Origin of the sequence: Devosia enhydra (genome assembly GCF_900119845.1) — a bacterium.
Classification (GTDB): Bacteria; Pseudomonadota; Alphaproteobacteria; order Rhizobiales; family Devosiaceae; genus FPKU01.
Genome location: NZ_FPKU01000002.1, coordinates 725,956 through 738,390, shown reverse-complemented (window position 1 = coordinate 738,390; position 12,435 = coordinate 725,956). Strand labels below are relative to the sequence as shown.

Sequence of the window (12,435 nt, the reverse complement as noted above, 5' to 3'; positions counted from 1 at the left end):
CATGACCAGTTCCATTGATGCCGCCGCCCCGAGCCGCCGCACCCGCGCGCGCCGCGTGAAGCTGCCGCCCGCCTGGGCCATCGCCGTGAGCCTGCTCTTTGCGCTGCTCTGCGTCGTCAACCTGCTGCCGGTGATCTGGGGCATCCTTACCTCGCTGAAATCGCAGGAGGATCTCTTCCGCTATCCGCCCACCCTGCTCGACTTCACCCCCACGCTCGAGAACTACGAGCGGGTGATCACCAGCGGCTTTCTGGGTACCCTTCAGGTCACCATCCTTTATGCCTGCGGCACGGTGCTGGCGACTCTGGCGCTCGCCCTGCCGGCGGCCTATGCCTTCGATCGGTTCGAGTTTCCCCTGCGGAGCACGCTGCTGCTGCTCGTGGTCGCCTCGATCCCGCTGTCGCTGGGGGCGGCGGCGCTGCTCATCCCCAACTACATCTTCTTCACCCGCCTTGGGCTGACCAATGCCTGGTTCACCCTGCCGCTGATCTACACCGCCAACCAGCTGCCGATGGCGATCTGGATCGTCAAGGGCACGCTCGAAACCATCCCGCGCGAGCTCGACGAGGCGGCGCTGATCGATGGATCGGACCATTTCGGCATTCTCTGGCGCATCATCCTGCCGCTGTCGCGTCCGGCGCTGGGCGCGGCCGGTGTGCTCGCCTTCGTCGGTTCGTGGAACGAGTTCGTCGTCTCCTCGGTGATGGTGGACAATCCGGCGCTGCGGCCGGTGCAGCCAGCCATCTACAATTTCATCGGCTATTTCGGCCGCGAATGGGGACCGCTCACCGCCGCGGCAATGATGGGCATCGTACCGATCCTTTTGATCTTCATCCTGCTCGGGCGCCAGATCGTATCGGGGCTGACCCGCGGATCGGTGAAGGGCTGACCACAATTAAAAGGGAGCCTGCCGCGTGTTGACAAGAACCAGCATCGACATCGAGGCGGCCGAAGCCGTCATCGCCGACGCCACCGCCCGTGCCAGCGCCATGGGCGTGCCGCAGAACATCGCCGTGGTCGACGATGCCGGACATCTTGTCGCCTTTCGGCGGATGGACGGGGCGAAATTCTTTTCGATCGAGATCGCCATCACCAAGGCGTTCGCGGCCTCCGGGGCGCGCAAACCGACCAAGGAGATCGGCCCCGCAACTCAGCCCGGAGCGCCGGGTTTTGGCGCCCAGGCACTGCTCGGGGGCCGGTTCACCACGCTCCCGGGCGGCATTCCGCTGGTCGTCGAGGGCGCCGTGGTGGGGGCCATCGGCGTCAGTTCGGGCTCGACGGCAGAGGACCAGGACGTCGCCGAGGCGGCGGTCGAGGCATTCAATCGCCGCTGGAATGCCGGGCGTCCGGCGCGGCAAGGGTAGAAAGACTGCAAGATGTTCGACGTCATCATCGTTGGTGGCGGGAGCGCCGGATGCGTTCTGGCCAACCGCCTTTCCGCTGACCGCAATCGCAAGGTCCTCTTGATCGAGGCGGGGCGGGACCTCAAGCCGGGAGAGGAAGGCGAGGCCATCCTCGATACCTATCCGGGCAAGGCGGCCCACGATCCGGCAAATCACTGGGCCGGCCTCAAGGCCACGACGCAACCCAATCTGCACAACCGGCCGGACCGACCGGCGCCGAAAAAATACGAGCAGGCCCGCCTGATGGGCGGCGGCTCCTCGATAAACGGCCAGATCGCCAATCGCGGCACGCCCGACGATTATGAGGAGTGGCGGCGGCTCGGTTGCGAGGGCTGGGATTGGCAGGGAGTGCTGCCGTTCTTCAAGCGGCTCGAAACCGATCTCGATTTCGACGGACCGCTGCACGGCCAATCCGGGCCGATCCCCATCCATCGCATTCCGCGCGAGAAATGGCCGGCGCTGTCGCTGGCGGCCGAGCGCGCCATGTCCGAGATCGGCTATCGGGGCCTCGAGGACCAGAACGGGGTGTTCACCGACGGCCATTTCCCGATGTCGCTCTCCAACAATGGCGGAAAGCATCGCGTCTCGACCGCCATGGCCTATCTCGACGCGGCGACGCGGGCGCGGCCGAACCTGACCATCATGGCCAAAACCCATGTGTTGCGGCTGCTTATTGAGGGCGGCGCGGTCACCGGTGTGCTGGTCGAGCGCCAGGGCGGCGAGGAGACCATAAGGGGGCGCGAGATCATCGTCTCGTCAGGCGCCATCCACTCTCCGGCCCTGCTGATGCGCTCGGGTATCGGGCCTGCGGTGGCGCTGCGCAAGGTCGGGGTCGAAGCGGTGATCGACCTGCCCGGTGTCGGCGCCAATTTGCAGGAGCATCCCGGCACATCGCTCTCGGCCTATATCAGGCCGGGCGCGCGCCTCAAGCACACGCGCCGCCACATCCATCTGGGCCTGCGCTACAGTTCGGGGGTGGAGGGGTGCGGGCCCTCCGACATGTTCATGATGCTGGCGGCCAAATCGGCCTGGCACCCGCTCGGCATCCGCATCGCCTCGATGCTCGGCTGGATCAACAAGGCGGAATCGCGCGGGCGGGTCGACCTCGTCAGCGCCGACCCACGGGTCGAACCGCTGATCGACCTCAACTATCTCTCCGACGCGCGCGACCTGGCACGGCTCTGCGGCGCCATCGAACTGATGGCTCGGCTCTTTGCCACCGATGCCATGACCGGCTATCTCGAGCATCCGAGCCCTTCGAGCTATACCGGCTTTGCCAAATCGCTGGGCCGGCAGACACTGCGCAATTTCCTCATCACCGCGCCGGTGGCGACGGTGATCGACATCCTGCCGCCGGCGCGCAAGGCATTTTTCGACATTGCCGTGGCCAGCCGCATGACGCTGGGGCAGCTCCTGTCGGACCGCGACATGCTGGAGGATTACGTCAGGGCCAACGCCTTCGGGCAGTGGCACGTCTGCGGAACCTGCCGGATGGGTCCGGCAGACGATCGCGATGCGGTGGTCGACCCCACGAGCGCGCGCGTCCATGGCTTGCGCGGACTGCGCGTCGCCGATGCCTCGATCATGCCGACGGCGCCACGGGCCAATCTCAACATTCCCACCATCATGGTGGCCGAGAAGGTCGCCGATCTCATCATCGCCGCGGATCGGGCTATGGTCCGGACGAGCCCCGCGCTCACCCACTGAGCGCCTCGGGCCCAGGTGCCGCAGACGAGACCACAGACCGTTTCGCCCGGGCTGGGGCGCACCCGAGCCCGGCGGGCCATGATGTGCATGTCGCCGGCCGAGCTCACGCGGCGGGCGTGAGCGCTGATGCGTCCACCAACGGCGCCATGCGAGCCACAGCAGCGCCGCCGGCGCCGTGGCGCTGCGCCCGCCTCAAATTGACCGGAAACTTCAGAGGGTTGGCTGCGCCACCGTCTGAAGGCAAAGCGATCATAAGATCAAGAAGTTAATGGCGGAGAGGGAGTCCGCCAGTATTCGGTTTCATCGCAAGCTGGGATCTTCCAGGGTGTCCAAAAAACCCCGGGTTTCCGGGCTTCTTGGCGCCTTCCTGTTCCAGCGTGAACTGTACAGTGCGCAAAAAATGTGGTATACTGTGTGGGATAAAATGAGGGGAGAAAATGGCGCTTACCGACAGCAGGGCCAAGTCGATCGCAGCGAAGGGCGATGTCCTGATGGACGGGTCCGTGGACAATCTCATGCTGAAATCAAACGGCAAAAAAGGTCGAGGCGCCTGGGTCTTTCGGTTTGTGTCTCCCACGGAAAGAGATGCGTCGGGCAAGGGTAAGCGCCGGGACATGGGCCTTGGCTCGTATCCCAAAATTTCGATTGCCGCCGCGCGCAAGGAGGCGCGTCAGTGCCATGACATGCTTGGTCGAGGGGAGGATCCCATTGCCCAACGCGATGCAGCAAAGGCGCTCTTAAGGCAGCGTAGCAACATCAAGACATTCGAAGTCGCTTGCGGCGAGTACATTGAGCTGCAGAAGGGGCGCTGGCGTGAGGGCTCCAAGAGCTTGGAACAGTGGAGCTCTTCGCTAGCGACGTACGCCTACCCCTCCCTGGGCAAGAAGCGCGTGGATGAGCTTTCCAGGGAAGACTTTGTCCAGGTCTTGAAGCCAATCTGGACGTCAAAGCCAGAGACGGCAACGCGCTTGTTCCAGCGCTGCACCAAGATAATGTCCTGGTGTCGCTCGACAGGTCTGACAACCACGAATCCCATGGAGTCCGTGAAGGACCTGCTTCCATCACGACCGAGCGCCAAAGCCACTCAACAGCACCTGCCTTCGTTGCCTTGGCAGAAGGTTCCTGATTTCGTTCAGAAAGTGCTGCGGAACGGGGCGCCAGGGACCTGTCGAGAGGCCCTGGAGTTTCTTATCCTCAGTGGATGCCGTTCCGGTGAAGTGCGTGGCATGAAGTGGGATGAGGTCGACCTCACCAACGGTATCTGGACTATCCCAGGGCATAGGATGAAAGCGGGAAAGGAACACCGCGTCCCCCTGACCGGGAGGATGAAGGAGTTGCTCAGCAGGCAGCGGTCGAATGGTCGATCTGGTGAACTGGTATTTCCTGCACCGCGCGGGGGAGAGTTCAGTGACGCGACGATGTCAAAATTCCTGAGGGACCATCGCGTGCCCAGTGACGCACCAGGACGCTATGCCACCGTTCATGGTTTCCGGTCCTCCCTGCGGGTCTGGGGAGCTGAGAACAACGTTGCCAACGATGTCATGGAGGCAATGCTGGCGCACACTGAAAGGAACGCGGTCGTCGCGGCCTACAAGAGGACCGACCTTTTGGATGAGAGGCGCATTGCCATGGAAAGTTGGGGCGCTTTTCTGAACGCACCGTCTTCCCCGGCAATCAGTACTTAAGGTCGACACCCGACCAAAACCAAATCCCGTCATTTAAAGACTGGCGGTACGTAGCCCGGCGCGAGTCAAAACCCGATCACAATATAAAAATTAAACGCCGTGTCGTCAGAATAAAACAACCGGCTCGATCAACCCGTTTCGAGAGCTGTCGTCGCAAAAGTTATCGCGAATGCGCTCATTACCGGATTTTGAACATCAGTTTTTACATTTAATATGAATTGTCGGAGAAAGCATGAAGCGCTCAAAGCGTGGCTGCTGCATCGCGCCGGATTGATCTTCGTGCCGAGTCAGCGAGCATATGTTGCTCCTGCGCATCCCTCGACTACGCGGCACATCTCCGTCTATTTTTGAACACGGGGCCTTGTCTCTACGCGCTTAAATGTCTGCGCCATACCGAGAGAATCTTTTCGGCCTCATAACGTCCTGAATCCGTGATTCTAACAAAGACCCTGCGTCTGTCGTCAAAGTCCTCATGTCTAGCGAGCAGGCCCCGGTCGCATAGCTCCCTCACACGCCTGAACGCGGTTGTAGTGGATGCACCACTGCCGAATGACACCGACGAAATCGAAAGTTCTGTCCCAGAAAGCCAGCTCTCATAGGCATCAAGCAGCATGATTACCGCCGTATCGCCGGTCGAGGCTGCTCCTATGCGAGAGGGTTGGCGCAGAATCTTGAGGATCTTCCGCACAAGAAGGACATCCGCTGTGCCTTGACTGACAAGTTTCCGGGCATCAACGGCGCTCAGCAATCTCCCGACTGCGTTCAGCAGGTCATCGAGCAGAAGGGGTTTGACGATGTAGTCGGCTACACCATACCTCATCGCGGTGATAGCCGTCTCAAAATCAGGCTTTCCAGTAATGACAACCGAGGACAGAGGCCGAGTGCGCGGCGTAACGAAGGCGCGCCGAACCAACTCGAGGCCATTGAAAGAGCCCAGCCTGATGTCGGTTACGATAACCTGGATGCTGTTGGATGAGGACACTGCGCCGAGAGCACCCATTAGAGAGGCTTCCGGGCGCGTCGGGAAACCTCGCCCGCGCAGGGCCTCGGTCAATTCCTCGAGGAGATCTGCGTCATCTTCGGCAACCAGGACCAGCGACCGATCTATCGCTCCTGTCATTGCCCGTCCCTGCGAGACTGGACGACGTTGCGTATGGCTAGGTCCCAGGCGATTTTTCCAGACAAAAAGTAGCCTTGGAGATAATCAGCTCCAAGGAAGCGCGCCAGCTGAAGATCGCTGGCCCTTTCGATTCCTTCCACTACGACCTTGCAGCCGGCCTTCTGTCCGAAAGCGATCATTCCCTCAAGGACAGCGGCTCCTTTGCCGCCTAAGCGCGCGCCGTGAAGAAGCGACTTGTCCAGTTTCAAATGTGTGGCGGGCAGCTGAGAGACGCTGCGCAACCCCGCATCGCCAGCCCCGACATCATCCAGAGCAAGACCAAAGCCGGATAGGCGGAGGCGACTGAATGCCGCCATGGAAGAGGCATCGATCTTCCCGACTTCAGCTTCGTTGACCTCCAGTACAATACCTTCGACAAAGGTCTGTTTACTGCAAAAGTCCGTGAGGCGCGAGAATAGAGTCGCGTCTGTAACTATATGCCACGGCATGTTCACGCTGACAAAAAATTCCGCGTCCAACGTGTCTTTATAGGATGTCAGGATATCGTGAATGCCAGCAATCTGCGAAAAGAAGATATTATCCCACAGGCGGACCGCGTTTGATGCAAGCCGATTGTTGAGAACGCTTTCGCTACCAGTTGCCTCTTCAGACCGCTCTTCGACACGCCAGAGTAACACTTCGGCGCCGACGCACAAGAGATCGCTGGAGCGGTAGATCGGTTGAGCCGCAAAGGGCGTCGAATACCTCTGCACCTGCGATGTTGAGCCTCCAACATGACCAATTGGGGCAACCACCGAGCCGCGGGACGCCCCTTGCAGAGCAAGAGACTCGACAATTTTGTTTAAATGCAATATAGAAAATGGCTTGGCCAGCAAACCCACGACTTCGACGGAGAGCGATTTCGTATAGACCGCCGCCGAGGAGAGCAGATCCTGCCCTCTTCCGCTGATGAACACAACCGTGGGACGGCATGCAGGGTCAACGGAATTGATGACGTCCACATAGCTCCAGCGATCAAGGTCGAGATCACAGATCACCAGATCCGCCCTGAGTTCTCCTCGCCACCCCTTCACGTCGTTCAGATCTGCAATCGATACGTCTAGGGAAGCAGACGTCAGCGCCGTCCGCATTTCATCGGCAAGTTCCGAATTGTCCTCAAATATTACGACTTTCATTTTTCCTCCGCCGTATGATCCGGCAGGTGCGCTCTGATGATTTCATCCAGTTCCAGGACCGAAACAGGCTTAAATAGCGTTCGGACTGGGCAGCACACAGATTTTGGAAGGCTGTAGACGATAGACCCTGTGACGAGGATAATCACATTTGGCTTCGGGATCGAACGGTTCCCTTCAAAGAACCGGACAATTTGCAAGAAATCGCCATCCGAGAAAGATCGGTCAACGATTAAAGCGGCCAAGCGATCCCTCCGGCGGCTAAGGTTTTCGAGGACGGAGAATACGCTGCTGCACGTCGTCGTCGACCATCCGAAGAGGCGAAGACCTAGAGAAACTTCATCGAGGAAATCGACTTCATCATCGGCTATTAGGACGTCAATTAACATGAGTATCGCCGGCTACGGGAAGGGTTACCAGTACCGCTACCCCGGTAGCGAAGGACCTTAGTCTGATGGTGCCGCCCATCGCGGTGACACCCGCCTTCGTGATCGCCAATCCGAGGCCCGAACCCGCCGACCCCTTGGTCGTGGCGAAGGGAGCGAACGGGTCTGCAGCAACCTGTGCGCTGAGGCCGCCGGCATTGTCGAGTATGGCGATGACCACGCGTCGGGAAACGCGCTTTAGCTTTATGGAGACGGTCTTGCCTTCACGAGGCCTTGCGCGAAACGCTTCCACCGCATTGTAGAGAATATTGACCAGCACCTGCTCGAAGAGGTGGCCATCTCCAAGAACCTTCGCGAACCGATCCCGGATATCCAGGTGCAGGGCGACCTGTTCAGCCCGCATGGTGTCGGCCACATAGCCTATGGCGTTGTTCAGGCGATCCTTGACGATAAACGGGGCATCGCCGTCATCCGGAGGCATGACGTAGCGTTGAATCTGCGAGACGATACGACCGGCCCGAGCCGCGTGGTTCGCTATACGCTCGAGCTTGGCCAGTGCCGCCTCCATGCTGTTTGGAGAATGCGACCTCAGGAGCAGCAGACCATTTTCAGCTGCTGCGCGAATTACGGCCAATGGCTGGTTCAGTTCATGCGCAACCGCACCCGTGATGTGCCCCAAGGTTATCATTCGCGCCGTCTCTGCCGCCTTGATGACCTCAACGCCGGTCGATCCCAGGTCCTGGACATAGACGACATACTTCTCAGTGGACCAATCGGGATAAACGACCCGTATGTTCAGGCGACGCCCCAAGCCCTCCTCGTTGACCAGCGTCAGCTGCGCTTCGCCCGAACTCATGGCCGGAACGGAGCCCTCCCCCGCCATTTTCTCTCGAATTTCGCCAACGCACCGCATCAGCTCATCCATCGATGGTCCGCCAAGCGCATCGACGCGAGCGTTCTTGGTGAGTGGCGTATCGCTGACTTGGCTGAGGATCATTACCCCGGAGGGTATGGTGTCGAGCAGGCGGTTCAAATCATTGATCGCATTGCGCTCATCGGCAATGGCTACCGCCAGCCTCTCGTTCAGGCGCTGCGATCTCCAGAGCTGAAGGAGGTTCAGGCCATATCCCAAAAACAGAGATGCGATGAGCAGTATCAGGGCCGGCCTAGTTCTTGAACCGGCAATGATCTCCTGACGACGTTGCATCTCCGTACTGTACAGGACCATATCAGCCAGCATCATGTTGATGGATGTTCCGATCGGTCTGAGACTCGTCGCGATCCTCTGGAGATCCGCTGGCGTCGAGGCTGAGTGTCGGGCAGCCCGCAATTCGGAAAGCATTGCACGCGAAACCTTGCTGTGCGTGCTCATCGTCTCCTGATAGCCATCGGGAATAGCAAGGGGCGCGTTGGCAGTGCGGACCGCCAGTATGTCGATACGAGACACAAAGATGGCGAGCCGCAACTCAGCATGATCGAGATCGTCATCGTCGATATCAGTCTGGCGGGTAACAAGCGCATCGAAGGCGCCCATCAGACGAGCATGCTCAAGAGAGGCCTGGTGCACATCCCACTGGGTGGACGTCTGTACATCCCGAAGCACATCGAGTTGTTCAGTGTGAGCTGTATAGCTCATATAGGCGACAAAGGCGAAAGGGATGACCTGCAGGACCGCCAAAGCCGGCAGGATGCGCCACAGAACGTTCAACGAACGCGGACCTCAATCAGCTGCCAAATCATCCAGGATGTCGTCTGGATCTGATGAGACTGAGGCGTATTGTCGAGATCAAAGATAAGCCAGTAGGGGCCCTTGTCTTCGACTGCCATCGGTGCGCCGTTCATGCGGGTCGAAACTATGGGCTCGAACGCGGCGACATCCTGAGCCCTCAGCGTGACGGAATAATCGTTAAGGGCCCGGAGGGTGATGCTCGAAAATGAACTTACTCCGGCTTGGGCAATCACCGCGCTCAACCTAGGTCCTGAGAAGGTATAAGGTTCTTCGGTCCATGGCGTGGATGTCTTGATCTCAGACTGGGTCAAGGCATCGAGGTCTTTGAGGGCGAACTCGGTGAGTGCTCCTGTCGCCTCGCTTGAAAGCGAAAGCGTAAGCGGCGAGGACAAAGCGCCCAAACCGCTGCCGAGGAGCAGGAAGGCAGCTAGAATAGTCAATTTCATAGTACTCTCCGATCCCTTTCAGTTACGATTGAGTTGTGCTGGGCGGATCACCCAGGCAGCCCGCTTACGTAGATTCTCGGAGCGCTACGAATTTGCTTTGCTTTTGCCGAGCCTCGCACGAGATCTCGAGTTATCCTTCCGTTGGCCTCGTTTGCTTTCGATGAGTATCTAGATCGATAACATTATTCGTTATTCCTCTCCGCGCGGTAGAGTCAAATAACTCCCGAGCGATCTCTTGTATAATCGATGGAACGTCGGATTCTGGGAAATCGCGCTGGAGTAATACGCCCCTCTGTATCATAGTTTCAGCCAGTGTTATAGTATCCGATTGTGAAAACCATAACGTATAAAGCAAATCCTCTAGGGATACCTTTATATAGGCCCGTTCTATAGCGTGTATATCCATGGTTAGTGCCTCTTGTACACCCGTGCTTAGTCGTTCTAACTCGACGGCGCGCTCTTGGCGCTACGTCCTGAAGTCCGGCTTCGCTAGGTGTCATTTTTAGTCGAGACGGAGCAGGTTTTCGGTTGGGTTCCCAATTATCAATGTCGACGCTTGCGGTGCGAGCTTTCGTTGCCAAATTGGCAGGAAATTTGAACCACTCGCCTTACGATCAGGATCATGAACCTTCGCTACCATTAACCGACTTGTGCCCAAGGGTGAGTGCCTTCGACGTCAGGAGCTTGGATCGAGCTCTTGGAAAACCAGCGCTGACGACTTAGAGAGGCGATCAACTGAGGTCCCGCGGCGGTTTGGTAAACGCAACGCCCAGCTTTTAACGCTTGGGCTGTCGTTGCTCCAATAGCATCTCACTTTAACGCAACATGTGACCTAAGACCTTAAAACTCCGCTCGCACTCCATCTGAAACCATATCGCCTAAGGGCGTTTTGGCGCGCTATATCCCTGCCGACGCAAAGGGTGTGCTTTTCATCTGTATAAGACTGGGCGCGAACTGAACGTCACTGTGACTTCGCGGGTGCCAGCATTGCGATCGCCGACTTAACAAGCCCAACCGAGAAGCTCTTTGCCGAGTCCCGCAGGGCAGCGTAAATGGTCAAGAGCGGCGCCGGTGTTACTCATTGGGCGTGGGTCACCGGCGCCGCCCACCGTGTGCACGGCGAGCGCATCTACGCTCAAGCAAACCGACCTATCAAGTCGCGCCATCCGGGAATTGAACCAATTTGGATGCTTCTCCGGGAGCATGTGTCAACCGGGCAGTTGCGACCTCTCGGACCGCTCGGGGCGTATTCACCTCAACCTCGGGCGCGTTGGGCCAAGCTGCGGACGCGCTCAGTACGCCCACAACAGTCCGGCCATATCCGCGCAGGTTATGGCGTTGTCCATCATTTGATACTGTTCCCGATGCTGCACAACTGATTGAACAGCAAAGAAGGGAGCGCGCCATATTACGATGAATCGCGCTATTATTAGCTGTCCACAAATCATACTATTTTGCCGTGGTCCAAATAGTGCGATTCTGATCAATTTGCATGCCATGGCACCGATCCTGCGACGGCGCTCAAGGACGATCAAACGTCCATTTTTAACGCGACCGCTCGGCTTGGAGTAAGTGTGATGGGCGTCTATATCAACAGAGCCTACGTCTATATTCCTGAACGACCAGGGGGCTATTGCTCAATTAATTCTTTAATGATTATCTCAGAAAGATGCGTGTCAATAGTCACTTTCTGGCGTTCTGTATCATTTTATAGTTGACATTGTCGCATATATAGTGCATACTCTTATTGCTCATCCAGGAGACAGGAAAGGAATTTGAATGAACGAAATTGTTTTTGATCGCCTAATTGACGAAAAAGAATGTCGAAAGCTGACGACGTTGGGGCGAACCACGCGGTATCGCCTGCGGGATATAGGCTTGTTCCCTGAACCTGTGGCCATTTCGCCAGGCCGGAGGGCTTATCGCCTCAGCGAGATCCAAGCATGGATTGCAGGTAAATGGGTACATAGAAGTAATAGGGGTAAATAGAGGAGCCACGATTATGTGTTTATAGCTATTTCAAGATATTCATGACGTTTAATCGTCATTTATAATAACATTGCATAGAAATCTAAATTATAGAGAACCATCTATGATCAATATCATATTAACAAAAAAACTTAAAGGAATAGAGAATGGGAATGGATGTATTTGGAAATAAGCCAAAAAGCGAAAATGGTGAGTACTTTCGGAACAATGTGTGGTTTTGGCACCCTCTGGCGGAATACGCATGCAAGGTAGCTCCGGAAATTACCTCGGCATGCCGCTATTGGCACACCAACGACGGCGACGGACTTGACGACGAAAGGTCGGTCGCACTCGCCGATACGCTAATGCTCCGAGTTGCCAGCGGCCACGCTGCTAATTGGGAGTTGGAGTTCGCAGCTCAACAAGCGAGGCTGCCAAGGGAGCCATGCCGGAGGTGCGGTGGAACCGGGACGCTTCCTGCCAGCATGCATCTCAACGGCAGCTACGCGAACGCCGGCGGCAGCGGGTGCGACAATTGCGAAGGCACCGGACAAGTCGACCCTTGGGAGGTAAACTACCAATTCACCACTGACAACGTCGTCAAATTTGTCGCGTTCCTTCGCGACTGCGGGGGCTTTGAGATTTGGTGACTATCTACGGGCAGCGCGCATAGCGCTGCCCATAACACATACTACAGCAGACGGGCTCCTCATGCAGACCACCTTCCCGGCTCAGCAGCTGAAGGTTCAGCATAGTACGTTCTTCCGGGATGCTGCGGCTTCGAGGAGGCGGCGTTGCTCCTCGCGGACAGGGGAATGT

General features: G+C 57.9%; 10 protein-coding genes. 5 read left to right on the top strand and 5 right to left on the bottom strand.

The window, feature by feature from the left end:
- Position 1: 1 nt before the first annotated feature.
- From BT183_RS12715 to BT183_RS12700, 4 genes are all read left to right on the top strand, one after another.
- A complete protein-coding gene (locus BT183_RS12715; RefSeq protein WP_177282515.1) occupies positions 2 to 889 on the top strand; it encodes a carbohydrate ABC transporter permease in 888 nt (295 codons plus the stop codon).
- A 28-nt stretch (positions 890 to 917) separates the two neighbouring features.
- Positions 918 to 1,364 carry a GlcG/HbpS family heme-binding protein gene (locus BT183_RS12710; RefSeq protein ID WP_244545327.1) on the top strand — a complete coding sequence of 149 codons (447 nt, stop codon included), beginning with the start codon at positions 918 to 920 and terminating at the stop codon, positions 1,362 to 1,364.
- 12 nt (positions 1,365 to 1,376) lie between these two features.
- Positions 1,377 to 3,110, top strand: a complete 1,734-nt coding sequence (locus BT183_RS12705) for a GMC family oxidoreductase (protein ID WP_072343604.1) — start codon at positions 1,377 to 1,379, stop codon at positions 3,108 to 3,110.
- Between the two features lie 437 nt (positions 3,111 to 3,547).
- On the top strand, positions 3,548 to 4,795 hold the full coding sequence (locus BT183_RS12700) for a tyrosine-type recombinase/integrase (RefSeq protein WP_072343601.1): 1,248 nt from the start codon (positions 3,548 to 3,550) through the stop codon (positions 4,793 to 4,795).
- Between the two features lie 367 nt (positions 4,796 to 5,162).
- On the opposite strand, the gene BT183_RS21290 is transcribed toward BT183_RS12700, so the two are convergent.
- From BT183_RS21290 to BT183_RS12680, 5 genes are read right to left on the bottom strand one after another with little or no spacing between them, the layout of a single operon-like run.
- A complete protein-coding gene (locus tag BT183_RS21290) occupies positions 5,163 to 5,915 on the bottom strand; it encodes a MarR family winged helix-turn-helix transcriptional regulator (RefSeq protein WP_072343599.1) in 753 nt (250 codons plus the stop codon).
- A complete protein-coding gene (locus BT183_RS12690) occupies positions 5,912 to 7,090 on the bottom strand; it encodes an EAL domain-containing response regulator (protein ID WP_072343596.1) in 1,179 nt (392 codons plus the stop codon). The genes BT183_RS21290 and BT183_RS12690 overlap by 4 nt, the downstream gene beginning before the upstream one ends.
- Positions 7,087 to 7,476 (bottom strand): DNA-binding transcriptional response regulator, encoded by a 390-nt coding sequence (locus tag BT183_RS20525; RefSeq protein WP_143145788.1) that lies wholly within the window; start codon positions 7,474 to 7,476, stop codon positions 7,087 to 7,089. The genes BT183_RS12690 and BT183_RS20525 overlap by 4 nt, the downstream gene beginning before the upstream one ends.
- Positions 7,466 to 9,181, bottom strand: a complete 1,716-nt coding sequence (locus BT183_RS12685; RefSeq protein ID WP_072343593.1) for a sensor histidine kinase — start codon at positions 9,179 to 9,181, stop codon at positions 7,466 to 7,468. The genes BT183_RS20525 and BT183_RS12685 overlap by 11 nt, the downstream gene beginning before the upstream one ends.
- The gene (locus BT183_RS12680; protein WP_072343591.1) at positions 9,178 to 9,648 is read right to left on the bottom strand and encodes a putative pterin-binding protein; all 471 of its coding nucleotides are present in this window, start codon (positions 9,646 to 9,648) and stop codon (positions 9,178 to 9,180) included. Before BT183_RS12680 ends, BT183_RS12685 begins: the two co-directional genes overlap by 4 nt.
- Positions 9,649 to 11,427: 1,779 nt before the next feature.
- Here BT183_RS12680 and BT183_RS21285 point away from each other — a divergent pair.
- Complete coding sequence (locus tag BT183_RS21285; RefSeq protein ID WP_072343588.1) at positions 11,428 to 11,637, top strand: helix-turn-helix transcriptional regulator; 210 nt, start codon at positions 11,428 to 11,430, stop codon at positions 11,635 to 11,637.
- Positions 11,638 to 12,435: the final 798 nt, after the last annotated feature.

Bases quoted from the DNA above. Each gene is read 5' to 3' on its own strand.
- BT183_RS21285 (WP_072343588.1), top strand. From the start codon at position 11,428: ATGAACGAAATTGTTTTTGATCGCCTAATTGACGAAAAAGAATGTCGA.
- BT183_RS21290 (WP_072343599.1), bottom strand. From the start codon at position 5,915: ATGACAGGAGCGATAGATCGGTCGCTGGTCCTGGTTGCCGAAGATGAC.
- BT183_RS12705 (WP_072343604.1), top strand. From the start codon at position 1,377: ATGTTCGACGTCATCATCGTTGGTGGCGGGAGCGCCGGATGCGTTCTG.
- BT183_RS20525 (WP_143145788.1), bottom strand. From the start codon at position 7,476: ATGTTAATTGACGTCCTAATAGCCGATGATGAAGTCGATTTCCTCGAT.
- BT183_RS12700 (WP_072343601.1), top strand. From the start codon at position 3,548: ATGGCGCTTACCGACAGCAGGGCCAAGTCGATCGCAGCGAAGGGCGAT.
- BT183_RS12690 (WP_072343596.1), bottom strand. From the start codon at position 7,090: ATGAAAGTCGTAATATTTGAGGACAATTCGGAACTTGCCGATGAAATG.
- BT183_RS12680 (WP_072343591.1), bottom strand. From the start codon at position 9,648: ATGAAATTGACTATTCTAGCTGCCTTCCTGCTCCTCGGCAGCGGTTTG.
- BT183_RS12715 (WP_177282515.1), top strand. From the start codon at position 2: ATGACCAGTTCCATTGATGCCGCCGCCCCGAGCCGCCGCACCCGCGCG.